22 protein-coding genes and 1 pseudogene are annotated in these 26,301 nt (G+C 40.5%); all 23 read left to right on the plus strand.

Annotation, left to right across the window (positions count from 1 at the left end; genetic code table 11):
* Positions 1–575: 575 nt before the first annotated feature.
* The 23 genes and pseudogenes from yqfD (at position 576) to DXA07_RS06830 (ending at position 26,300) form a co-directional block, all read left to right on the plus strand.
* Entirely contained in the window at positions 576–1,793 is a 1,218-nt protein-coding gene (gene yqfD / locus DXA07_RS06720; protein WP_182427474.1) for a sporulation protein YqfD, read from the plus strand.
* Between the two features lie 22 nt (positions 1,794–1,815).
* Positions 1,816–2,847: a PhoH family protein gene (locus DXA07_RS06725; protein WP_118484126.1), complete on the plus strand. Its 1,032-nt coding sequence runs from the start codon at positions 1,816–1,818 to the stop codon at positions 2,845–2,847.
* Positions 2,848–2,855: 8 nt separating this feature from the next.
* The gene (gene ybeY / locus DXA07_RS06730) at positions 2,856–3,368 is read left to right on the plus strand and encodes an rRNA maturation RNase YbeY (RefSeq protein ID WP_021943846.1); all 513 of its coding nucleotides are present in this window, start codon (positions 2,856–2,858) and stop codon (positions 3,366–3,368) included.
* On the plus strand, positions 3,355–4,440 hold the full coding sequence (locus tag DXA07_RS06735) for a DUF3048 domain-containing protein (protein WP_117784858.1): 1,086 nt from the start codon (positions 3,355–3,357) through the stop codon (positions 4,438–4,440). Before ybeY ends, DXA07_RS06735 begins: the two co-directional genes overlap by 14 nt.
* A gap of 160 nt (positions 4,441–4,600) precedes the next feature.
* On the plus strand, positions 4,601–5,020 hold the full coding sequence (locus DXA07_RS06740) for a hypothetical protein (protein WP_147352413.1): 420 nt from the start codon (positions 4,601–4,603) through the stop codon (positions 5,018–5,020).
* Between the two features lie 37 nt (positions 5,021–5,057).
* Entirely contained in the window at positions 5,058–6,326 is a 1,269-nt protein-coding gene (locus DXA07_RS06745; RefSeq protein WP_118483976.1) for an aminoacetone oxidase family FAD-binding enzyme, read from the plus strand.
* Positions 6,313–7,950, plus strand: a complete 1,638-nt coding sequence (locus DXA07_RS06750; RefSeq protein WP_118483978.1) for an FAD-dependent protein — start codon at positions 6,313–6,315, stop codon at positions 7,948–7,950. Before DXA07_RS06745 ends, DXA07_RS06750 begins: the two co-directional genes overlap by 14 nt.
* Before the next feature lie 15 nt (positions 7,951–7,965).
* Entirely contained in the window at positions 7,966–8,823 is an 858-nt protein-coding gene (gene proB, locus DXA07_RS06755) for a glutamate 5-kinase (protein ID WP_008400827.1), read from the plus strand.
* Positions 8,824–8,925: 102 nt separating this feature from the next.
* Positions 8,926–9,147, plus strand: coding sequence for a DUF896 domain-containing protein (locus DXA07_RS06760; protein WP_021943851.1), 222 nt, complete (start codon positions 8,926–8,928; stop codon positions 9,145–9,147).
* Positions 9,144–9,722, plus strand: coding sequence for a 5-formyltetrahydrofolate cyclo-ligase (locus tag DXA07_RS06765; protein WP_118483980.1), 579 nt, complete (start codon positions 9,144–9,146; stop codon positions 9,720–9,722). The genes DXA07_RS06760 and DXA07_RS06765 overlap by 4 nt, the downstream gene beginning before the upstream one ends.
* Positions 9,715–11,166: a tRNA (N6-isopentenyl adenosine(37)-C2)-methylthiotransferase MiaB gene (gene miaB / locus DXA07_RS06770; protein ID WP_182427475.1), complete on the plus strand. Its 1,452-nt coding sequence runs from the start codon at positions 9,715–9,717 to the stop codon at positions 11,164–11,166. Before DXA07_RS06765 ends, miaB begins: the two co-directional genes overlap by 8 nt.
* 48 nt (positions 11,167–11,214) lie before the next feature.
* A complete protein-coding gene (gene mutS / locus DXA07_RS06775; protein ID WP_182429576.1) occupies positions 11,215–13,812 on the plus strand; it encodes a DNA mismatch repair protein MutS in 2,598 nt (865 codons plus the stop codon).
* A 9-nt stretch (positions 13,813–13,821) separates the two neighbouring features.
* Positions 13,822–15,866: pseudogene (gene mutL / locus DXA07_RS06780) on the plus strand (DNA mismatch repair endonuclease MutL).
* A gap of 31 nt (positions 15,867–15,897) precedes the next feature.
* Positions 15,898–16,839 carry a tRNA (adenosine(37)-N6)-dimethylallyltransferase MiaA gene (gene miaA / locus DXA07_RS06785; protein ID WP_118483984.1) on the plus strand — a complete coding sequence of 314 codons (942 nt, stop codon included), beginning with the start codon at positions 15,898–15,900 and terminating at the stop codon, positions 16,837–16,839.
* Between the two features lie 20 nt (positions 16,840–16,859).
* Positions 16,860–18,146, plus strand: coding sequence for a methionine gamma-lyase family protein (locus DXA07_RS06790; protein WP_118483986.1), 1,287 nt, complete (start codon positions 16,860–16,862; stop codon positions 18,144–18,146).
* Positions 18,147–18,207: 61 nt separating this feature from the next.
* Complete coding sequence (radC, locus tag DXA07_RS06795; protein ID WP_021943858.1) at positions 18,208–18,915, plus strand: DNA repair protein RadC; 708 nt, start codon at positions 18,208–18,210, stop codon at positions 18,913–18,915.
* A complete protein-coding gene (gene mreC, locus DXA07_RS06800; RefSeq protein ID WP_117807561.1) occupies positions 18,902–19,759 on the plus strand; it encodes a rod shape-determining protein MreC in 858 nt (285 codons plus the stop codon). The genes radC and mreC overlap by 14 nt, the downstream gene beginning before the upstream one ends.
* Before the next feature lie 44 nt (positions 19,760–19,803).
* Positions 19,804–20,310 (plus strand): rod shape-determining protein MreD, encoded by a 507-nt coding sequence (gene mreD / locus DXA07_RS06805; RefSeq protein ID WP_117807560.1) that lies wholly within the window; start codon positions 19,804–19,806, stop codon positions 20,308–20,310.
* Positions 20,311–20,329: 19 nt separating this feature from the next.
* Positions 20,330–23,167: a penicillin-binding transpeptidase domain-containing protein gene (locus DXA07_RS06810; protein WP_118483988.1), complete on the plus strand. Its 2,838-nt coding sequence runs from the start codon at positions 20,330–20,332 to the stop codon at positions 23,165–23,167.
* A 65-nt stretch (positions 23,168–23,232) separates the two neighbouring features.
* Positions 23,233–23,952, plus strand: a complete 720-nt coding sequence (locus DXA07_RS06815; RefSeq protein ID WP_118483990.1) for a septum site-determining protein MinC — start codon at positions 23,233–23,235, stop codon at positions 23,950–23,952.
* Between the two features lie 127 nt (positions 23,953–24,079).
* Positions 24,080–24,874 carry a septum site-determining protein MinD gene (gene minD / locus DXA07_RS06820; protein ID WP_117784848.1) on the plus strand — a complete coding sequence of 265 codons (795 nt, stop codon included), beginning with the start codon at positions 24,080–24,082 and terminating at the stop codon, positions 24,872–24,874.
* Between the two features lie 18 nt (positions 24,875–24,892).
* Complete coding sequence (locus DXA07_RS06825) at positions 24,893–25,216, plus strand: cell division topological specificity factor MinE (RefSeq protein WP_021943864.1); 324 nt, start codon at positions 24,893–24,895, stop codon at positions 25,214–25,216.
* On the plus strand, positions 25,155–26,300 hold the full coding sequence (locus DXA07_RS06830) for an FtsW/RodA/SpoVE family cell cycle protein (protein ID WP_182427476.1): 1,146 nt from the start codon (positions 25,155–25,157) through the stop codon (positions 26,298–26,300). The genes DXA07_RS06825 and DXA07_RS06830 overlap by 62 nt, the downstream gene beginning before the upstream one ends.
* The last annotated feature ends 1 nt before the right edge of the window (position 26,301 follow it).

Below are 26,301 nucleotides of genomic sequence, written 5' to 3' on the forward strand. Positions count from 1 at the left end.
TGGTTGCGGAAGTATCTATCTGTGCTTAGCTCACTTACGCAAAAAAAAGCGGAAGTATCTATCTGTGCTTAGCTCACTTACGCAAAAAAAGAATATATAAAACGTATGCGAAACAATTAGGTATGATGGTGCGGCGTAAGAACATGAAAAACGCAATAAACATTCTTGCAATGATCTTTGCCTGGGGAGCTTTAACTTTAAGCATTTTTGCATTTGGAGGTATATCTGATCTGATTCACACATAGTATAGATATAAAGTCAGTTGGGTATCAGATCATGCAGCTTCCATTTAATCATAACAGTCTATATGATGTGCCGGATGTCACACCGGACATAAAAAAAAAGTTCATCCAAAATCACAATTCATGATAATCACATTATCTATATTGAAAACTATAAATGTATTATATCCTGTTCGGATACCCGGATCCTTGTAAAAACAAAAAAGAATACCATATCGATAAATGGAATTTGCCTGAAAATTGAATATTATTGTCCGGAAGAACTGAAGATATCAGGCAACATTCTATATATCAATTATGAATAATATTGTGTACATAGAAGGGGGAAACCGGATGTTTGATATTATATTAAAGTATCTGTATGGATTTGCAAACATTCATCTTCGCGGCATTCATATCAACCGTTTTGTAAATCTGTGCAAAGCCAGAGATATTAAACTTTGGAATCTGGAGCAGAAAGAAGATGAAATATTCTTTTTTACTGCTTCAAAGGATATAGCACGATTGGAAGAACCTGCACGGAAAACAGGAAGTGATGTAGAGGTTCTAAGAGTATATGGTATTCGCGAGTTTATTCGAAAAAATAAAAAAAGAATTCCGTTTGTGGCTGGGTTTATCTTGTTTGCTGTTCTGATCTATATTCAATCGTTATTTATATGGGAAATTTCCGTTTCCGGTGAATCAGATTATACATCGGATGAGATACTACAACATATCAATGAATATTATGTGCAGACCGGAACTCCAAAGTCAAAAGTAGACTGCGCAGAGCTGGAGAAAAATCTCCGGAAAGACTTTGAAGATATCGCCTGGATATCATGTGCGCTTACGGGAACAAAGCTGTCGGTGGAGATCACGGAAACATTGAATGTATTTACGGATACCTCCATGAAAGAACCATGCAACATCATTGCTTCACAGGACTGTACGATCACGGAGATCGTAACAGCATCCGGAACACCGGTAGTAAAGGCTGGAGATGATGTGAAGAAAGGCGATATCCTGATCTCTGGTGCAGTTTATCTGTATGATGATAATAATGAAGTTCTGGATACAAATTATGTATCTGCAGAAGGAACTGTATATGGAATCTGTGTATATCATTACAAAAATACAGTTCCGTTATCCTGCTATTCCAAAGAATATACAGGAAATGAAAAGAGCTATTATTCCTTTGGTGCATTTCAGTACAGCCTTACCCCTTATGTACCAAAATGCTCTTTCGAAGCATATGATTTGTTCAGTGATACGAGCCGGCTTCATATAGGTAAGAATTTTTACCTGCCATTTCAGATAGAAGCATACACAATAAAGGAGTACCGGTTAAAAAAAGAAACAGTATCCATGGAAGCGGCGGCTGCGTCAGTAAAAGAAAAATTAAGTCGTTATATTGGCAATTTGCAAGAAAAAGGGGTGCAAATAATAGAAAATAATGTTAAAATAACGAATAGCGGAGATGAATGTCTTGCGGAAGGAGATATAACCGTAAGACAGTTGATCGGGATTCCGCATGAATTACAGATTATAAGTGAGGAACAGACGCTTGAGTGAATTCAGCAAATCAATTACAGTTATGTCCGAATACGTTCAGAATGTATTTGGACAATTTGATGTACATGCAAAAAAAATAGAAAAAGCATTTCATGTTTCTATGATTCTACGCGATGATAAGCTGAAGGTTTCAGGAGAAGAAAAAGACGTGGAGCAGGCGGTTCATGTACTGATCCAGTTATTTGCAGTTGCAGCCAGAGGTACTGCGATCGATGAACAGAAGGTTGATTATACGATCGCCATGTCTAAGGATCATCCTCAGGAAACACAGGAAAATATTGCTGATCTGGATCGGGATATCATATGTCACACGATCAATGGCAAACCGATCAAACCAAAAACACATGGACAGAAGGCATATGTAAATGCAATCGATAAATCCATGATCGTATTCGGTGTAGGTCCTGCTGGAACCGGTAAAACATATCTCGCAATGGCAAAAGCGATCACTGCTTTTAAGAATGGTGAAGTAAACCGGATCATTTTGACACGTCCGGCAATTGAAGCTGGCGAAAAGCTTGGATTTCTTCCGGGAGATTTGCAGAGCAAGGTCGATCCTTATTTAAGACCGCTTTATGATGCATTATATGAGATCATGGGACCGGAGTCCTTTGCCAAGAATATGGAAAAAGGTCTGATTGAAGTAGCACCACTTGCATATATGCGGGGACGTACACTGGACAATGCTTATATTGTACTGGACGAGGCACAGAATACAACACCGGCACAGATGAAGATGTTCTTAACCCGTATTGGTTTTGGATCGAAAGCAATCATTACCGGTGACCTTTCCCAGAAGGACCTTCCGTTTGAGACAAGATCGGGACTGGAAGTAGCTTTGACCGTTATCAAAAATATCGAAGAAATCAGTGTCTGCCATCTGACAAGTCTTGATGTTGTAAGACATCCGCTGGTACAGAAGATCGTAAATGCATATGAGGTTTACGAGGAGAAGCAGAACAGGCAGAAAAAACAGCGTTCGGAGCAGGAAAATCGTAACCAAAACGATGGCAGACGATACGGAGAGAACCGAAATAATAAAAGAAAAAGGTAAGAAATACAATGTCATTAAATGTAGAAAATGAATATGGAGAAATCCAGATCCCTGATTATGAACATGTGATCGAAACAGTGATCGGACAGGCTCTGGATTTTATAAAGTGTCCTTATGAATGTGAGATTTATGTATTGCTCACAGATAATTCAGGCATACAGACTATCAATAATTGTCAGAGAAATATCGATGCACCGACAGATGTATTGTCATTTCCTCTGATTGATTATAAAGAACCGGGAGATTTTAGTGTTGTAGACGGGGATACCTGTGATTATTTCAATCCGGAAAGCGGAGAACTGATGCTTGGAGATATCATTATTTCCATGGATCGCGTATATGAACAGGCAGAAAGCTACAATCACTCGAACACCAGAGAACTGGCATTTCTGGTAGCGCACAGTATGCTTCATTTGTTTGGTTATGATCATATAGATGAAGAAGAGCGCAAACAGATGGAAGATCTTCAGGAACAAATACTTAATGAGAAAGGATACACAAGGGATTATGAAGAAAACTAAATATGCAATTGCTTTAGCAGCATTAGGAGTTTTATCACTTGGTGTTATGGGATGTGGTAAGAAAGAGACATCAACAGAAGCAACCACAGAAACCACAACGACAGAAGCAACAACAGAAGCTACCACAGAGGCAACAACAGAAGTACAGCATGAGGGCGTATATAACGACCTGACTGGCGAATGGGTTACAGACCGGACGGAAGAGTACGGTCGTCCGATCGCAGTTATGTTAAATAATATTTCTGACGCTATGCCACAGTGCGATATAGGTAAAGCAGATATCGTTTATGAGATGAAGGTAGAAGGTGGAATCACCAGACTGCTTGGTATTTTTAACGATTATTCCAATCTTGAAAAACTTGGATCAATCAGAAGCTGCCGTCCATATTATGTAACCGTTGCTATGGAATATGATGCAATCTATATGCATTACGGTCAGTCCCCACAGGGTGAGGAAAAACTTTCAAGCTCAGGAATCAATAATCTGAGTGGTTTAAGTTCAGAAGGTGGAGTAACATACTACAGAGCATCTGACAGGGTATCACCACATAATGTATTTACAGATACAGAAAAGATCAAAGCCGGCATCGAACAAAAAGGATATGAAACAAAGCATAGCGATAGTTTCAAGAGTGTGTTCTCATTTAATGAGGAGATTACAGCTCCTGCTGGCGGTGAAAAGGCAGAAAAGATTACAACTCCGATCAGCAATTACACAACACCTTGGTTTGAATACCATGCAGATGATGGCCTCTACTACAGATTCCAGTATGGCGGAGAACAGACAGATGGAAATACAGGTGATCAGCTTAAGTATGAAAATGTCCTGATCCAGTTTGCTCATTATACAAGCATTGATGATCATGACAGACAGCAGCTTGATCTGGTTGGTGAAGGAACCGGACTTTATGCTTCCAATGGAGTGATCGTTCCTGTAACATGGAAAAAATCATCTGAAAATGCGATCACAAAGTATTATACAGAGGACGGCAATGAATTAAAGCTGAATCCTGGAAAAACATGGGTGACAGTATTTGAAAAAGACAAAGCTGACAGCGTAACATGGGAATAAGCAAATAAATATATAAGAAAAAAGGAAAACAGGCAGGTAAAAGCTAATAATTACCAGCCTGTTTTTTGCATAGATCTGATGGATGTGCAGATAATCATGATAAGAGGTGATTATCTGTGAAAAAATTTTATTGATTCTTGGTGGGATGCTCATTCTGTTTTTGCTTGCTTTTTGCTGTTCCTATACGATATACCAGAAAACTGACAGCTTTTCGGATGATTCATATGCCGTAGAAACAATAACAGGCAAAGGACGATCCGGCAAACGACAAGAGATTCAATACGATCCAATTTCAGAAGAAAAAACATCAGAAGAAAAAACACCAACATATGGAACGACAACCGGAGAACGATCGTTGTCCGAAGATGCTTCCACACAGGTGGCGGCGGAGTCGTATCGTTTTCTGGTAAATGAATTAAATGGATATGTAGCGGTCTTTACAGCAAATGGCAGTTTGTATGAATTTACCGATATCCGGATCAAGAATCTGGACAACATTCTAAAAAACAGGATCATAAATGGTATTAAATTTCAAAAAGAGAAAGAATTGTTTACTTTTCTTGAATCATGTTCCAGTTAATGCTAGAATATGGATGGTTTAAAAGGAGTAAATAAAAATGATATATGACTTGATCGTAGCAGGTGCAGGTGCTTCTGGTATGACTGCAGCTATCTGCGCAACGGATGCAGATATTTACAAACAGTTTCAGCATAAAGCAGATCAGACCCGGAAGCGTTCTGTACTGATCATTGAGAAAAATAAAAAGATCGGAAAAAAACTATATGCAACCGGAAATGGCAGATGTAATCTGTCAAACAGCAGTTTTCGTCTGGAATGTTATAACAGTAAAAATGAATTTTTCCCATATAAGGTGATCGGAGCAAAGGATTATCAGATTGTAAATCAATTTGCGGAACAGCTTGGTGTAGCTGTCAGCGATGAACACGGATATTATTATCCAATGTCCAGACAGGCATCTACGATCGTCTGGGCGTTCAACGACCGTCTGAAGAAAAATCAGATCCAGGTTCATACCGGAGAAATCGTTATAGGTCTGGAAGAACAATCCGATCATACATATTGTATTCAGACGGATCAGGGACAATATTATGCAAGAAATATAGTTCTTGCATGTGGTGGAGCTGCAGCACCTGCCCTTGGTGGTACAAATGCAGGCTGTAGTCTGTTAGATCAACTGGGTATTCCGTATTATCCATTTCAACCAGCACTCTGTAAGCTTCAGGTAAATGAAAAGATGTCTGGGTTGGCAGGTGTTCGTTCAAAGGCACTGGTAACAGTAATGGATGCATCTTCCGAAATCCACGCACAGGAATTTGGCGAGGTCCAGTTTACCGGTCAGTCATTATCAGGAATTGTTATATTTAATCTCAGCCATACAGCCGGGGAGATGCTGCAGAATGGTGAGAGCGTTAGCCTTTGTTTGGATCTTGTACCGGATATAAATGAAGCTGATCTGTATATGCATTTCAGGAAATTCCGGACAAATAATCCGGAAAGGTCGCTTCAGGCGTGTCTGAATGGCTTTGTACATGAAAAACTTGCGACTTATATACTAGAACAATGCAGATGGAAACAGGAAAGAATATCGGAACTAAATGATGTTGAACTGCAGAAGCTGGCAGATCAAATAAAGAAACTGACCTTTCATGTCACAGCAACAGCCGGAGCAGAAGATGCACAGGTATCAAGAGGCGGCGCAGACACTCGTTTTATAGATCCGGAAACTATGAAGCTTACTGTACAGGAGCATGTATATGTGATAGGGGAGCTTTTGGATACCGACGGAATCTGCGGCGGCTATAATCTGATGTGGGCGGTCATAACTGGGATGAAAGCGGGATTTAGTATTTATGATTCGAATTAATAATATTAAGTTAAAAATTGGATACAAAAACGAAGATATTGAACAGGCAATCCGGAAAAGTTTAAGGATAAATAGCTTTCTATCCTATAAAATGGCTAAATTATCGATTGACAGCCGGAAGAAGGATCAAATCCATTATGTTGCCTCTGTAGATGTGTCCTGTGATCAGGAAGAGAAAATCCTAAAAAAAGTTCACAATAACAATATTATGTTAATTAAAGGGACGGATTTTAAAATCCCGGAGCATGGATCGATGCCGATGCAGTATCGACCGGTTATTATCGGAAGCGGTCCGGCAGGTTTGTTTGCAGGTCTTTTTCTTGCAAGAGAGGGCTATCGACCGATCATTCTGGAACGTGGTATGGCAGTTGATGAACGAACAGCCTGTGTAAATGGATACTGGAAAAAGGAACATCCGTTAAATCCAAACTGTAATGTTCAGTTTGGTGAAGGAGGGGCCGGAACATTTTCTGACGGTAAATTGAATACCGTAATTAAGGATAAATCAGGAAGAAGGACTGCGGTTCTTAAGACATTTGTCGAATTTGGTGCAGATCCGTCAATCCTATATGTGAATAAGCCTCATATCGGTACAGATGTGTTATTGACTGTAGTCAAGAATATTAGAAATGAGATTATAAGGCTGGGTGGAGAGGTGCGATTTGAGCAGCTTGTAACAGATATAGAAGTGATAAATCCTGAGACAACGCTCTTACATATAAAGAAGCTTTTGAAACCGGAAGAAACATATGAATTAAAAAGCAATGCGGTGATACTTGCGATCGGTCACAGTGCAAGAGATACCTTTGAAATGCTCTATAAGCGTGGAATTCCGATGGAACAGAAGCCGTTTGCAATGGGACTACGAATCGAACATCCAAGAACCTTTATCAATGAAGCACAATATGGATATCATCCCGAGTATGAAGATTTACTGCCGACAGCAGATTATAAGCTGGTGCATCAGGCAGCAAACGGACGGGCGGTCTACTCCTTCTGTATGTGCCCCGGTGGTTACGTTGTAAATGCATCCTCAGAATCCGGAAGGATATGTGTCAATGGTATGAGCTACAGTGACCGGAAAGCGGATAATTCAAACAGTGCGATCGTTGTGAATGTTACGCCGGAAGATTATCCGGGAGATCATCCGCTTGCCGGTATGTATTTTCAGAGAGAGCTTGAAGAAAAGGCGTATCAGGCAGGAAAAGGAGCAGTTCCGGTACAACGTTTCGGTGATTTTAGAATGAACAGACTGTCTGAAATAGCCGGCAAGATCAAGCCTTGCATAAAAGGGGCTTATACGTTTTCCAACCTGAATTGTTGTTTGCCAGAGTATATCAGAGATGCTATAATAGATGGTGTTTTGTCATTTGACCGGGTGATATCCGGTTTTGCAGATGATGATGCAATATTAAGCGGCGTGGAAGCAAGAACATCTTCGCCGATAAAGATACTACGCGATGCAGATCTGACATCTGCACATACTTGTATTTATCCATGTGGCGAAGGTGCAGGTTACGCGGGAGGTATAACATCCGCAGCCGTTGACGGAATAAAAGTTTTTGAGGCAGTTATGTCGAAATTTATGATACCGGAAGCATCAACCGGAAATCAGAGAATGTGAGGTTTCAGATTTAAAATGGAAGATCGTTTATACTTAAAAAATAAAAAAAGAATCGTGATCAAGATCGGTTCATCTTCATTGATCCATGAGGAGACGGGTGGGCTTGATTACATAAAACTTGAAAAACTGGTACGGATCATCAGCGATCTGAAAAATCAGGATAAGGATGTTGTATTGGTATCCTCCGGTGCAATCGGTGTTGGTTCGAAGTCGTTAGGGCTTCAGAAAAAGCCAAAGACAACATCACTCAGACAGGCATGTGCAGCAGTTGGACAGGGACAGCTCATGATGGTATACCAGCGTCTGTTCTATGAATATCACCAGATCGCAGCTCAGGTTCTTCTGACGTTTGATGTAATCACATCTCAGGAAAGAAGACATAACGCTGTAAATACTTTTAATGAATTATTACAAATGGATGTTATTCCTGTAGTTAATGAGAATGATACAGTTGCAATTGAAGAAGTGGATATAAACTTTGGAGATAATGATACCCTTTCCGCTATCGTAGCCAACATGATCAATGCTGATCTTTTATTATTATTAACAGATATTGATGGCTTGTACACGGACGATCCAAGAAATAATCCGGATGCAACATTGATCCCTGTCGTAGAACGCATCGACGATAAGATCAAAGCAATGGCAAAGGGCGCCGGCTCCGGATATGGAACCGGTGGTATGACGACAAAGATTTCTGCGGCGAAGATTGCTGCAAATTCAGGAGCAGATATGCTTATTTTATCAGGAGATGATATAGGAAATCTCGGTCGGGCATTAAATGGTGAATCTGTCGGAACCTTATTTAAAGCATATAAAGAGCCGAATTTTGATGTCGTAAGATACATTACACATAAGGAATATCTGCAGTAGCAATGGATATAGTATGTACCATCGTATCATATATAAGATGGGTCTGATCAAACAGAAGCAGTATCCGATTCCGAAATAACAGAAATGAACAGGTGAATAAGAATGGACGAAAAAAAGATTGCAAGAATCAATGAATTATATAAGAAATCCAAGACTCCGGCAGGACTTACGTCGGCTGAAAAGGAAGAACAGAAAAATCTCAGACAGGAATACATTTTTGCCATGAAACAGAATCTGAGAAGTGTATTAAATAACATTGATATCAAAGAACCGGATGGTAGTATTACCAGGCTGGAAGATATCGATCCAACAAAAAAAGTATGATGGAACAGACAAAAGCAGAACTAAGAAAACAATATAAACAAAAGCGGCGTGCCTTAACACCGGAGCAGGTGACCGTTGCTTCAGCGCAGATCAGGAAGCAATTTCTGAATTCAGATGAATATAAAGATTGCAATCATCTGCTGATCTATGTCAGTCAGGATAATGAAGTGGATACGGTCGAGATTATAAAGCAGGCACTTACAGATGACAAAGTCGTTGCTGTGCCAAAGGTATACGGAGATCATATGCATTTTCATCGGATCCATGGAATGAGCGATCTAAAGGTAGGTACGTATGGCATCTTAGAGCCTGCCGGCTGTGAGATGCTTCATCCGACGGAAGGAATTCTGATCGTCCCGGGAATTGTATTTGATATAAACGGACATCGGATCGGATATGGCGGTGGATATTATGACCGTTATATGAAGCTTCATCCGGAACTTACTGCGGTTGCATTTGCCTATGATTATCAGGTGTTGCCGGAGATTTCATGCGAATCATTTGACGAAAGACCGGATCAGCTTCTGACTCCGTCAGAGATATACAGCTTTATGGAGAACAATAAATATGATTAATGAAATAAATAAAAAAATAGATAAAATCGATATAACAGAACCTTGTCCTGCCGAAGAACCATTTCGGCAATATTATTTTATAAAAAAAGCAAGGGGTTATTACCGGGAGCTTGCGAAAAAAGCAGGAAGAAACCTGACCTGTTCGATCCAGACCTATGGATGTCAGATGAATGTAAGAGACTCCGAGAAGCTGACCGGTATTCTGGAAGAAATCGGATATACAAGCAGTGATTCTGAGGATGCAGACCTTGTTATATATAATACCTGCACAGTCCGTGAGAATGCGAATCGAAAAGTCTACGGACATCTTGGAATCATGAAACATGACAAAGAGACACATCCAGATAAGATGATCGGGCTTTGCGGATGTATGATGCAGGAACCGGATGTTGTAGCTACAATTCAAAAGAAATATCGATTTGTAGATATGGTATTTGGCACGCATAATGTATTTAAACTGGCTGAAATCTACTGCAACCGTATCGAAGCCGGCGGACAGGTAGTGGATATCTGGAAGGATACCAATCTTGTTGTGGAAGATCTTCCGGTTAAGAAAGAATTCCCATTTAAGTCCGGTGTCAATATTATGTTCGGATGTAATAATTTCTGTACATATTGTATCGTGCCATATGTTAGAGGCAGAGAACGCAGCAGACAACCGGAGGACATCATAAGAGAGGTTAAGCGGCTTTCAGAGGAGGGTGTAAAAGAGATCATGCTCCTTGGTCAGAATGTGAATTCTTATGGAAAGACGTTAGAAGAACCGATGACATTTGCCGAATTATTGCAGAAGGTGACAGAAGTTGATGGAATTGAACGTGTTCGTTTTATGACCTCCCATCCAAAGGATCTGTCCGATGAATTGATCGATGTGATCGCGGCAAATGAAAAGATCTGCCGTCACATCCATCTTCCGATGCAATCCGGCTCATCCAGGATATTAAATCAGATGAATCGTCGCTATACAAAGGAATCCTATCTGGAATTAGTAGACAAGATCCGCAGACAGATTCCTGAAATATCACTTACAACCGATATTATTGTCGGTTTTCCCGGAGAAACAGAAGAAGATTTCTTAGAGACAATGGATGTAGTGAATCGGGTAAGGTTTGATACAGCATTTACATTTATATACTCCAAGCGTACCGGAACACCGGCAGCAACATTTGAGGATCATGCAACAAAGGAAGAGATCCAGAACCGGTTTGATCGCCTGATCAAGCGAGTATCAGAGATCAGCGGTGAGGAGATCTGCCGTTATAAAGGGCAGGTCATGCCTGTACTGATTGAAAGCGTCAGCGAACAGAATCAGGAACTCTTAACCGGTCGTCTGTCAAATAATATTCTGGTACATTTTAAAGGTGATCCATCTATGATCGGCGAGATCCGGGATGTTTCGCTGGATGAATGTAAAGGCTTTTATTATATGGGAAATCTTGTATAAACCGAATTTATAGAATAGGGGTAAAAAACAGTGGCAGCTTTAACACCAATGATGCAGCAGTATATGGAAGTGAAGAATCAGTACAAGGACTGTATATTATTTTACAGACTTGGTGATTTCTATGAAATGTTTTTTGATGATGCCCTGACCGCATCCAAGGTTCTTGAGATCACTTTGACCGGAAGGGACTGTGGACAGCCGGAACGTGCACCGATGTGCGGCGTTCCATATCATGCCTGTGATGTCTACCTGAATAAGCTGATCGAGAATGGTTTTAAGGTAGCGATCTGTGAACAGGTTGAAGATCCAAAGCTTGCAAAAGGCATAGTTAAACGTGAGGTTATCCGGGTGGTAACACCGGGTACCAATATGTCAAATGCAATTCTTGATGAAACAAGAAATAATTATCTGATGAGTATTGTTGAAAACGATGGTGCATTCGGAATTTCACTGGTAGATATCACGACCGGTGAGTTTAAGACAGCGAGAGTTCCATCCTTATCAAAGCTTACGGATGAGATCAACAAATATTCTCCTGCCGAGATCATCGGCAATCATTCTTTCATGAATTGTGATCTGGATTTCATTTATCTTAGGGAGAAAATGAAAATTTCCATTTCTGAAGCGCCGGAGCATTATTTCAATCAAATGCTCTGTGAAGATGCAATTATGAGGCAGTTCGGAGTTAATAATATGGACGGACTTGGACTGAAGGATTTCCCTGACTGTATTTTATCCTCCGGAGTTCTGCTTCAGTATCTGCATGAGACACAGAAGAATTCCCTTGCACATATCAATCATATCGTGCTGTATTCTATCGACGATTTCATGATTCTTGATTCCGCAACCAGAAGAAATCTGGAGCTTTGTGAGACACTTCGTGACAAACAGAAACGAGGTTCTTTGTTATGGGTATTGGATAAAACCAAGACAGCAATGGGTGCGAGAATGCTTCGAAGCATGATCGAGCAGCCTTTAATATATAAAAAGGATATCGAAGCAAGACTTGATGCAGTAGATCAGTTAAATAATGATATGATCAATCGTGATGAGATGCGGGAATATCTGAACCCGATCTATGATCTGGAACGACTGATGACAAGGATTTCCCTACGATCCGCAAATCCACGCGATATGATCGCATTTAAGACATCCCTTTCATATCTGCCGTATATCAGACAGCTTTTACAGATCTATCCGGATGGGCTTCTTGCAGATATTTATGAGAAAATGGATGAATTACAGGATATTTATGACCTGTTAGAGCGTTCAATCAACGACGATCCTCCGATACTGATTCGAGAAGGCGGTATTTTCAAGGATGGTTATCTGGAAGAAATCGATACTTTAAAATCGGCAAAGACAGATGGCAAGACATGGCTTGCAGAATTGGAGGAACGGGAAAAGCAGAAGACAGGAATAAAGAATCTTCGCATCAAGTTCAATAAAGTATTTGGCTATTATTTTGAGGTGACTAATTCCTATAAGGATCTGGTACCTGAATATTTTATAAGAAAACAGACACTTGCAAATTCAGAACGATACACAACAGAAGAATTGGACAATCTTGCAGGTTCGATTCTTGGTTCTGAAGATAAATTATATGCACTGGAATATGAAACCTATGTTGCGCTCAGAGATAAGATTGCGGGTGAGATCCTGCGTGTGCAGAATACAGCAAGACAGATCGCTTTATTAGACTGTCTCTGTTCGCTGTCATATGTGGCATCTGCCAATCAGTTTGTTCGTCCGGAGATTAACGAAGATGGTGTAATTGATATCAAAGAAGGTCGCCATCCTGTCGTTGAGAAGATGATGAACAACGGTATGTTCATATCAAATGACACCTATCTGAATAATTTTGAGAGCCGAATATCGATCATAACCGGACCGAATATGGCTGGTAAATCCACCTATATGCGTCAGACGGCACTGATCGTTTTAATGGCGCAGATCGGAAGCTTTGTTCCTGCTGCTTCAGCAAATATCGGTATCTGTGACCGTATCTTCACCAGAGTAGGGGCATCCGATGATCTTGCAAGCGGTCAAAGCACTTTCATGGTAGAGATGAGTGAGGTCGCAAATATTCTTCGAAATGCCACGAAGAACAGTCTGCTGATCTTAGATGAGATCGGACGAGGAACCAGTACATATGACGGACTTAGTATTGCATGGGCAGTTGTGGAATATATTAGTAACAGTGAACTGCTTGGAGCAAAAACGTTATTTGCCACCCACTATCATGAACTGACAGAATTAGAGGGTAAGTTATCCTCTGTAAACAACTACTGTATAGCAGTAAAAGAAGACGGTGATGATATCGTATTCTTACGAAAGATCGTAAAAGGCGGAGCGGATCGAAGCTATGGTATTCAGGTAGCCAAGCTTGCCGGAGTACCGGATATCGTGATCAATCGTGCAAATGAGATCTGCAACCAGCTTATCGATACGGATATAACGACGAAATTAAAAGATATCAAGATAACAAATGATTTTCATAAAAGTGCTTCCGATACCCAGATGTCATTTCTGGCAAATCCGGAAGAGAGTGCCATTCTGGAGGAGATCAAGAATGCAGATCTGTCCAACATGACACCGATGAAAGCATTGTTATATCTGAATGAATTACAGGAGCGAATCCGTTAAGGAGAACCTATGATAAAATTACTGGATCAATATACAATTGATAAGATCGCAGCCGGTGAAGTGATCGAACGTCCCGGCTCGGTTATAAAAGAATTAGTGGAGAATTCCATCGATGCGGGTGCAACTGCGATCACCATCGAGATCAAAGAAGGTGGTATGAGCTTTATCCGTATCACAGACAATGGATGTGGTATCTCAAAGGAGGAAGTTCCGGTTGCCTTCCTTCGTCATGCAACCAGTAAGCTTCAGACGGCGGATGATCTGTTAAAGATCGCATCCTTAGGCTTCCGTGGCGAGGCGTTATCTAGTATAGCCGCAGTTGCCAGGTAGAGCTGATCACCAAGCAGGAAGATGCGCTTACCGGAACCAGATACCAGATCCACGGCGGAAAAGAGATCTCAAATGAGGAAATCGGCGCACCGCTTGGTACAACGATTGTTGTAAGAAATCTGTTTTATAATACACCTGCCAGAAAGAAATTCATGAAGACGCCTGCAACAGAGGGCTCGTATATCTACGATCTTGTCTGTCGTATGGCAATGTCACATCCGGATGTTTCATTTAAGTTTATTATGAATGGAACAGATAAGCTATTTACATCCGGCAACGGCAGACTAAAAGAGATCATCTATCATATATATGGTAGAGATATTACGAATAACCTTCTGGAAATCCATGCAGCAAATGATCAGGTAAAGATCACAGGATATCTTGCAAAACCGAGTATATCCAGAGGTAACCGTTCATTTGAAGATTATTATGTAAACCAAAGGTATATAAAGAGCAATATATTAACAAAGGCAATCGAAGATGCATATCGTACCTTTGTTATGGTTCATAAATTTCCATTTACAGTTATCAATTTTGAGATTGATCCATCTCTGATCGATGTAAATATCCATCCTGCAAAACGGGAATTGAAGTTCATAAATGAACCGGATATGTATGATTTTACTTATATCAGTGTCAGAAAGGCGCTGTTATTTAAAGAACTTATCCCGACTGTTACACCGGGAAAGGATAAGCGGCCGGAGACACTGGCAGAACGCAAGGTGGAGAAGCGCCCGGAGCCATTCGAAGCTAACAGGAGAGCCGCAGAGCTTCCTCCGCAGCCGGCAAGGCCAGCGCAGCAGGAAAAGCCAGGCATGCCAATGCAACCGGCAAATTCAGGTATATCTGCTCAACCAACACCGACACCATCTGTTACGATGGAAAACAGAAGCAGCTCGCCGGTTGAAATCCAATATTTGAAAGAAGATAATCAGTCTGGTAAAAATATCACAAATAATATGGTTGCTGAAAATATTGTTCCGTATTTGACACAACCGGCAAAGACAGCATTAAATTCTGCTGAAGCGAGTGTACAGACTAACGAAACATCAGAACAGAAGAAACAGGAACCGATCACATCGGAAGCTAAGATTAAATACGAGCAGATGGATATGTTTGAAGATAAATTTCTGACACCGGAAGCTAAGAAAAAGCACCGGATCATCGGGCAGTTATTTAAGACATACTGGCTGATCGAGTACGAAGATAAGTTCTTTATCATGGATCAGCATGCCGCACATGAAAAGGTAAAATTTGAGGAATTAATGGCAAACTATAAGAATAAGACTGCCATTCCTCAGTATCTGATGCCACCTGCGATCGTATCCTTGAGCGGAACAGAATCAGAGTTCTTACGGGAAAATCTGGAATTTTTCCAGAATCTGGGATTTCAGATTGAAGGCTTCGGTGGAAAAGAATACAAGCTGTCAGCCGTTCCGGCAAATCTGTTCGGATTAGACGGCAGAGAATTATTTCTGGAATTTATCGGAGAGTTATCCGAAAACGGACAGAAGCAGACGATTGATACATTTATCAGTAAACTTTCCACAATGGCATGTAAAGCTGCGATAAAGGGGAATACTTCCATTAGCTTTAAGGAAGCAGACATCCTGATCGATCAGTTGATGAAGCTTGAAAATCCATATACCTGTCCGCATGGCAGACCAACCCTGATCTCCATGACAGAGACAGAACTGGAAAAGAAATTCAAACGAATTGTTTAGTAATTAAACTTATATAGAAATGGAGCAGCAAATGAAGCCTCTTGTTATATTAACCGGACCGACAGCCGTAGGTAAAACAAATCTGTCGATCGGTCTTGCAAAAAGAATAAATGGTGAGATCATTTCTGCAGATTCCATGCAGGTCTATCGAAAGATGGATATCGGAACTGCCAAGATCATGCCGGAGGAAATGGATGGCATTCCCCATCATCTGATCGATGTATTAGATCCGAAGGAGCCGTTTAATGTTGTATTATTTAAAGAACTTGCAACAAAGGCGATGGATGATATCTATGCCAGAGGACGGATACCTGTCATTGTCGGCGGAACCGGCTTTTATATTCAGGCAGTTTTATACGATATTCATTTCGATGAAAATGACGATGATAAAAGCTATCGTACTTATCTGGAACAGCTTGCGGAAAAACATGGAAATCTCTACCTTCATCAGATGCTTGAAAAAGTGGATCCGGCGTCAGCCGCAGCCATTCATTATAACAATCGCAAACGTGTGATCCGGGCGTTGGAATTCTATAAAGAGACAGGAAACCCGATCTCCGAACATAACGAGAAAGAATCCAAACGGATTTCTCCATATAATTTTGAATATTTTGTGTTAAATGATGCAAGATCAAAATTATATGATAGAATAGACAGGCGAATTGACATCATGGTAGAACAGGGATTGATCGAAGAGGTAAAGGCATTAAAGGATCAGGGATATACAAAAGATCTGATATCCATGCAGGGGCTTGGATATAAAGAGATCCTCGATTATCTGGATGGTGTAACATCTCTGGATGAAGCCCTATATATCTTAAAACGTGATACCAGACATTTCGCCAAGCGTCAGATCACATGGTTTAAGAGGGAAAAAGAAGTCACCTGGGTGGATAAGAGTGAATTCACATCAGAAGATACCATTATGGATTTCATGCTTGAACAGTTGCGGTCAAAGGGAATTATTTCATAAAATAAAATGGAGCAGATAAAATGAACACATTATTAAAAGATTATTATACATCCTTACACATTGATGAACGGGTATTTGATTACTGTCAGAAGATTGAAGACAGCTTAAAGGACCGTTTTGCAGCGATCGATGCCATCTGTGAGATCAACCAGATGAAGGTCATCAAAGCCATGCAGGATAATCGTCTGGCGGAAGCACATTTTGCAGGTTCCTCCGGATATGGTTATACCGATGACGGACGAGATGCACTCGAACGGATCTATGCAGATGTATTCCATACGGAAGATGCGCTGGTCCGTTCTCAGATCACCTGTGGAACACATGCGATCTGTACGGCGTTATTTGGTAACTTAAGACCGGGAGATGAACTGCTTGCAATCTCAGGAAAACCATATGATACGATGGATGAGATCATCGGACTTCGCCCTTCACCGGGTTCTTTGGCAGAATATGGTGTTACATACGCCCAGGTAGATCTGACACCGGAAGGAGAGTTTGATTTTGAAGGGATCCGAAATGCGATCAATGAACACACAAAGCTTGTGGAGATCCAGCGTTCCAAGGGTTATGCCGTACGTCCGACTTTATCCTGTGAGAAGATCGGAGAAGTGATCACATTTGTAAAGAGTATCCGTCCGGACATCATCTGTATGGTAGATAACTGTTATGGTGAATTTGTTCAGGATCAAGAACCAACAGACTATGGCGCAGATCTGATCGCAGGTTCCCTGATCAAGAATCCGGGTGGCGGACTGGCTCCGATCGGTGGTTATATCTGTGGTAAGAAGGAATATGTGGAAAATGCCGCATACCGTCTTACAACTCCGGGACTTGGCAAAGAGGTTGGTGCATCTTTAAATAATACAAAGGCTTTTGCGCAGGGCTTATTCATGGCTCCATCGGTTACGGCAAGTGCTTTAAAGGGTGCGATTTTTGCTGCAAATGTATATGAAAATCTTGGTTTTAAGACAGTCCCGAATAAGACAGAGGATCGTTTTGATATCATACAGGCAGTTGAACTTCAGACACCGGAACGTGTGGTTGCTTTCTGTGAAGGGATTCAGGCGGCTGCACCTGTTGACAGTTATGTAAAGCCTGTACCATGGGATATGCCTGGATATGATTCTCCTGTCATCATGGCGGCCGGTGCATTTGTATCCGGTTCTTCAATTGAACTTAGTGCGGATGCCCCTATGAGAGAACCGTATGCTGTATATTTTCAGGGAGGACTTACCTATCAGCATGCAAAATTTGGAATTGTAATGACATTGCAAAAAATGGTAGAAAATAACCTTATAGTGTGGTAGATTTAGTTCGAATGTCACCTTTCTTTCAGACATTGGAGAGGCGGAGAGAAAAGGAGGACATATGAATTCTAATTTTACAATGCGGGATATGGCTGTTACAGAGCGGCCATATGAAAAATGTCAGCAGAGTGGTCCATCCGCTTTGAATGATGCTGAACTGCTTGCAGTTATACTTCGAAGCGGAAGCCGAAAAGAAAATGCACTGGTTACAGCCCAGCGTATTCTGAACCGTCATTCGGTTCATAAAGGCTTAGTCGGGCTGAAGCATCTGACATTGGAAGAACTGATGTCGATTGATGGGATCGGATATGTAAAAGCGATCCAGATGCAATGTATCGGTGAATTATCAAGACGGATAGCGGAAGCGGAATATAAGCCATTTCTGACATTTGGCAATCCGCAGAGTATAGCAGATTATTTTATGGAACGTACCAAATATCTGGATAAAGAGCGGGTTTACAGCCTGTTGTTTGATTCCAGACATTGTTTGTTGGGAGAAAACTGTATATCAGAGGGAACGATCGATCATGCAGTTATATCTCCAAGGGATATCTTTATAGATGCCTTAAGCTATCACGCAGCATATGTTGTTTTGCTGCATAATCATCCATCCGGGAATCCGGAACCAAGCAGACAGGATATCTGCTTGACAAAGAGAGTAGCAGAAGCAGGCAGAATGCTTGGAATCCTGTTATCTGATCATATTATTATAGGGAATAATTGTTTTGTCAGTCTGGCAGAAAGAGGAATGTTGAATGAGACGTCGTAACAGAAAAAGAATAGAAATAACTCCAAAATATTTTTTGCTTGCATTAACGATAGTATGTGTAGTTTTAATGATCGCATCACTGTTTTTTGACAGTATAATGCCGTCAGTCCGTAATGCAACAAACACGTTTATTCTTCCAATGCAAAAAGGAGTAAATACAGTAGGAAGCTGGGTAGAATCCAAGGCAGAAGCACTGAAAAATTACGAAGATATCGTGGCGGAAAACGATCAGTTAAAGGAACAACTGGATACCTATAGATCCACACTTGCCCAATATGAACAGAACTCTTATGAGCTGGACCGGCTGCAGAAGCTGTATGAGCTGGATGCACAGTATACTGATTATGATAAGACAGGAGCAAGAGTTATATCTAAGGATACCGGAAACTGGTTTGATGTCTTTTATATTGACAAAGGAACCGATGATGGACTGTCTATTGGTTGTAATGTATTATATGGAAATGGTCTGTGCGGAATTATCACAGAGATTGGAGCGGATTATGCAAAGGTCCGTTCGATCATCGATGATACAACAAATGTAAATGCAACAATCCTGCCGGCTCAGGCAATCTGTAATGTATCCGGAAGCCTAACGAATTATGCAGACGGCTACCTGCTTGCGGAAAATATAGATAAAGATGCAGATATATCAGAAGGAGATCAGGTTGTGACCTCACATGTTTCGAGCAAATATCTTTCTGGAATCAATATAGGCTATATTGCAAAGATAGAAAATGATTCCAACAATCTGACCAAGACAGCGTATATTACGCCGGCTGCTGATTTTTCTAATATTGAAGAGGTTCTGGTGATCCGCCAGACAAAGAAAAATGTTACAGATTAAAAACAATTGACAGAACTAAATGGTAGAAGAAGGTTGAAACAGAATTGAAACGAGTATTTACATTAGGAATTTTGATCATTATATGTTTTGTATTACAGACTGCATTATTTCCCTATATAGAAATTGCCGGAACAGCACCGGATCTGATGCTGATACTGACAGTTTCTTTTGGTCTTATGCGCGGTAGAAAAGAAGGAATGCTGGTTGGTTTTTTCTGCGGTTTTCTGTATGATCTGTATTTTGGATATGCGATTGGACCGTTTATGATACTTTATATGATTCTTGGATATTGCAATGGATTTTTCCACCGTTTATATCTGGTGGAAGATGTTCTTTTACCAATGCTGATCATTCTGATCGACGATCTGTTTTTTAATTTTGCAACATATATTATCTTTTTCTTGTTGCGGAACAGGCTGGAATTTTCAACCTATCTGAAGGATATCATTCTTCCGGAAATGATCTATACAGCATTGATCACACTCTTTATATTCAAGTTTTTTGTATTTGTGAACAAGACACTGAAGCGTCTGGAAAAAGCAAACGAATAAGAACTGGAAGGAAAATACAATGATAAAAGAATTTTTGAATCTGATAAAAGAAAATATTGTAGAACATGTAAAACACCGGTTGTTTGTTGTGACATTGATCGTTCTGGTTCTCTTTGGTGTACTGGTTTACCGTCTGTTTGATCTACAGATCGTAAACGGAGAAAAGTATCAGGAAAGCTTTACCTATAAATCAGTGAAAACAGTCTCGGTGAAAGCAACCCGTGGAAATATATACGATTGTAACGGAAAACTGATTGCTTATAATGAAGCTTCCTATACATTGTCATATAACAGTGCTACCGATCTGTCAGAGATTGCTGCTGCACAGGGAACAACATCCAACGAACTGCGAAATGATATAGTATATAAAACAATCCTGATTCTGGAGCAGAATGGAGATAAAATATCAGTCAGTCTGCCGATCAAGCTGACAGGAAAAGGATTTGAGTTTACAGTATCAGGAACATCATTGAATACTTTTCTTATGAATGTATACAGTGCCAGCTCTGTCGATAAACTGACAGATCAGCAGGCATCCTCAACAGCAGAAGATGTATTCCGTTATATGAGAGGAAAGGATCTCTTCAATATTTCAGATACTTATTCGGATGAAGCAGCATTAAAGATTCTTGCCGTCCGGTATGAGATCTGGCTGAACCGTTACCAGCAATACATGTCTGTCCAGCTTGCGGATGGTATCAGCGAGGAAAGCTATGCAACGATCAAAGAAAATTCAAATGAACTACCAGGCATGGAAGTAAACGTAGAATCCCACCGTGTCTATAATGATGCTATTTATTACGCACATATTATCGGATATATCGGAAATATCTCAAATGAAGAGATGGACAAATATAACGAGAATCTGGATGATTCCGAAAAATATACGGCTGATGACATGATCGGAAAGGCCGGGTTGGAAAGTGAATTTGAATCTTATCTGCGTGGTAAAGACGGATATCAGAAAATGTATGTAGATAATCTGGGGAAGGTGATCGAGGTTATTGATTCGCAGGATTCTGTAGCAGGAAATGACATTTATCTGACGATTGACTCGGATCTTCAAAAATACTGTTATAATGCTCTGGAAAAGGAAATTACTTCCATCCTGCTTGCACATATTAAAAATGTAACAACATCAAATGACAAAGATGATATCCCGATCACTGACGTTTATTTTGCATTATTTGATAATAACATTATCAGCATTGACGATCTGGCAGCAAAGGATGCCACAGATCTTGAGCGTTCAGTAAATGATACATTTCAGAGTTCCAAAAGCTATACACTTGGAAGACTGGATGATATCCTGAATTCAAGTCATATACCATTATATAATCTGACAGAACAGTATCAGGATTATATGGAATTTATCTGCGAACAATTAAGTGATGCAGGCATTTACAGTTCAAGCAAGATATCAAAAACAGATGATACCTATGTATCTTATATCAATAATAATATTTCGCTGTGTGAGTATCTGAAATATGCGATCAGCCAGGGCGCAATCGACATTTCCTGTATTTCAACGAAAAGTGACTATTATGATACAGATGAAATCTACAATGTGCTGACGGAATATATTTTAAAAGAATTTGAAAATAATACCAGTTTCGACAAACTTGTTTTCAAATATATGATAATATCAGGAGAACTTACAGGAAGTCAGGTTATTAATCTGTTATATGACCAGGGTATCTTAAATATGGCAACAGATGAGGACTATTCCGATTATAAGGCAGGATCCATCAGCAGCTTTGACTTTATGTGTAAAAAAATAGAACAATATGAGATAACTCCTGCCATGCTGGCACTGGATCCATGTTCCGGCTCGATCGTTGTGACTGATCCAAATTCCGGAGCTGTAAAAGCAATGACAAGTTATCCAAGTTATGATAATAATCAGCTCACAAATTCCATTGATGCAGATTATTATGCAAAAATTACGTCGGACAAGACAACACCAATGTACAGCAGAGCAACGATGCAGCAGACAGCTCCCGGATCCACCTTCAAGATGATAACTGCATTTGCAGCAATGAATGAAGGCGCAATCGGTATTAATGACGTGATCCAGACCAAAGGATATTTTGATAAAACAGAAACACCTGCGAAATGCTGGATTTATCCATCAGCACATGGGACAATCGGTATATCCAAGGCAATCGAAGAATCCTGTAACTATTTCTTCTATGAACTGGGTTACCGTATGGCAACACAAGATACCGGAACCTATAGCGATATCACTGGTGTAGAACGGCTTCAGAAATATGCAGGTATGTTTGGATTTGACAGCACCTCCGGCATTGAACTGCCGGAAAGTAAACCGCAGATATCAGATGCGGATGCGATCCGTACTGCGATTGGACAAGGTACAAATAACTTTACAGCAACACAGCTTGCCCGATATGTTACAACACTAGCAAACAGTGGTACATGCTATGACCTGAGTCTTGTTTCAGATATCAAGGATATTAACGGTAATGTTGTATATAAAAATGAGCACAAGGTTCACAACCAGCTCGATTTTCCTGCCGAGCAATGGAATGTTGTCAGACAGGGCATGCGTCAGGTTGTTTCCGTCCATACGAGCAGCAGTGCTTTGATTAATCAGATCAATGTTGCAGTAGCCGGCAAAACAGGTACGGCCCAGCAGAGTGATGCCAGACCGAACCATGCGTTATTTGTATCATTTGCACCATATAAAAATCCTGAAGTTACGGTTACAAGTGTAATCCCGTTTGGATATTCTTCCGGTAATGCAGTCGAATTGACCGGACTTGTATATGCCTATTTATACGATCCGGATGTACTTGAAAATACAACGATCACCGGTAACAATGCACTTTCAGATTAAAAGATAAGATACGTCGGATAAATTCATTTTTGAACAGTTATATTTATGAAAACGAGGTAAGAAACATGAATACCGACGTTATTATTAAGGCGAACAGCCACGGGATCAGAATTATATTTCATAATGATGATCCATTGGAGCAGCTCCTGATGGATATAAAAGAAAAATTACAGCATCAAAATGCATTTTTAAAAAAAGAAGGAAAAATTTCTGTTTCTTTTGAAGGACGGGAGTTGAGCCGAGAGGAGATTGCGCAGATTCTGTTTGCATTAAATCATCTGCCGGAGACTGAGGTGGAATTTATTTGCGATATTCCTGATAAAGGGAGAACAGAGGATCTCTGCAATCAGATTGATATTCCTCCGCACAGGTCAAAACACCGGCAGCCCGCCGCTGTCGGACATACAGCACATGTGGATCATGTTATTAGACATGAAGCTCCTGCTACAGATACGGCCGCTTCAAATAAAAAAGTATCACCAGATGATACCGCAGGTCAGAATGTTTCATCTTCAGAAGATAACAACCTGTTTTTTTACGGAAACATTCGGAGTGGTCAAACACTTGAAGTAAAAAAAAGTATTATAATAATTGGTAATGTTGAAAAAAGAGCAAAAGTTATTTCCGGTGGAAATATCATTATCCTCGGCAACTTGCATGGAAGTGCAGTCGCCGGAAAAGATTTGCAGAAAAAACGCTTTGTACTGGCTCTTACCATGGAACCGGTTCATATAAAGATCGGAACTGTCAGCTATGCAGCAAAACGACAGTTCATGATAAATTAAATACAAAGGATGCAGTGATAGCATACTGTGAAAATGACCAACTGATCTTTCAGCCGCTGTCGCAAGCTTCACTATAAGATAAAAATTCTAAAAATCAGTATGAAAAGATAATTTACGGAGGTGTTTTATGAGTGAAGTAATTGTTGTTACATCAGGAAAGGGAGGCGTTGGTAAAACCACAACTTCAGCCAATATCGGCACAGGTCTTGCAGGTCTGAAAAAAAGAGTGGTCATGATCGATACGGATATCGGACTGCGAAATCTGGATATCGTCCTCGGACTGGAAAACCGTATTGTTTATAATCTGGTTGATGTAGTAGAAGGAAACTGCCGCTATAAGCAGGCATTGATAAAAGACAGGAACAATCCGGAGCTTTTTCTAATGCCATGTGCACAGACCAGGGACAAAACCGCTGTTTCTCCGGAACAGATCATAAAATTGATCGATGAAATGCGTTCGGATTTTGATTATATAATCATTGATTGTCCTGCCGGAATCGAACAGGGATTTAAAAATGCTATTGCAGCCGCAGACAGAGCAATTGTTGTTACAACACCAGAGGTATCTGCGATCCGGGATGCAGACCGTGTTATCGGGCTGTTAGAAGCAAATGAGATTACGTCGATTGACCTTATCATCAACCGGGTACGATATGATATGGTAAAAAAAGGTGACATGATGTCTGTCGATGATGTTGTTGATATTCTAGCCGTCAACCTTCTGGGTGTAATACCGGATGATGAACAGATCGTTATATCAACAAATAAAGGAGAACCACTTGCTGGAAGCAATACAACATCCGGCAATGCCTATATCGATATCTGTAAACGGATTCTTGGCGACAGTATTCCCTTGACTGATTACAATACATCGATCCGGCGAAACCCTTTCAAACGGTTATTTCGAAAAAAACATGCATAAAAGGGGTGAGTGGTAGGAATGAAAGATATCAAGGTAATCAACAATGTTGTAAGTTATAATTCTGGTCATTATGCCAGAGAACGTTTAAAATATATCCTGATGGCCGACCGGATCGGATGTACGCCAGATGTCATCACAAGGATCCGGGATGATCTGTGTAAATGCGTTTCTAATTATGTTAATATTGATTCGCCAAATACAACCGTACAGCTTTCAGAATCCTTCCTGATCGCCAAGATCCCGGTTAAAGGAATACATATGAAAAAGGAAAAAGAAAAAGATGAAACACTTCAAACAGATGGACATATCAACGGAGAAAAAGTACAGACTGATCAATTATAATTTTAAGCTGATCCTGTTCGTGATCGCAGCCATGATCATGGGAAGCATTACGATCTGCAGCGTTCGTCCGGACTTCCTGACGAAACAATTGATCGGTGTCAGTGCATGTATCATCGGTATGATCGTTGTATCACTGATCGATTATAATTTTATTTGCAAATATTATATGGTACTCTATGTCATCAATATCGGTCTGTTGTTTCTGGTTCTTGTCGCAGGTTCCGGTGGCGGAGATACAGGAGTTCATCGATGGTTTTATATATCAGATTCGTTCACCATTCAGCCATCAGAATTTGCAAAAATCATTCTGATCCTGTGTACGGCTGCATTTCTGGAAAAAAATTATGAAAATCTTAACACGCCAAAAGTACTTGCAAAGCTTGCAGTATTTTTGGCTGTTCCTGTTGGACTGATTGTGGCCGAACCAGACCTTTCAACCTCAATCTGTGTTATGGCAACGCTTTTTATCATTATATTTGTCGGAGGGCTGAGTCTGAAGCTGATCGGTATCATGATTCTGGTCCTGGTTCCCGCATTTGGAGGATTTATCTGGTATATTCAGCAGGATAATCTGCCTCAGTTTTTGAAAACTTATCAGATTAATCGTATTCTGGGACATATATACGGAAGTGAATATGGTGCTTCGTCTGACCAGCAGGATAATTCAGTTATGGCAATCGGTTCCGGTCAGCTATCCGGAAAAGGGATCAACAATTCAACGGTAGCTACCGTAAAAGATACCAATCTGATTTCTGAGCAGCAGACAGATTTCATTTTTTCGGCGGTCGGAGAAGAATTAGGATTCATTGGAAGTGTTATTATTATTGCAATTTTATGCCTGATAGTGTTACAATGTATTCGGGTTGCCAGGCATGCAAAAGATAAAAAAGGAATGTATATTGCGACAGGTATTGGGGCGCTTGTTGCATTCCAGACATTTATCAACATCGGAGTTGCAACAGCACTTTTGCCGAATACAGGACTGCCGCTCCCGTTCATCAGTTACGGACTAAGTTCGCTTGTCAGTATGAGTGCCGGAATCGGACTCGTTTTGAACATAAACCTGCAAAAGAAAAAGTATTAGG

The organism is Clostridium sp. AM54-37XD, assembly GCF_003478225.1.
Taxonomy (GTDB): Bacteria; Bacillota; Clostridia; order Lachnospirales; family Lachnospiraceae; genus Coprococcus; species Coprococcus ammoniilyticus.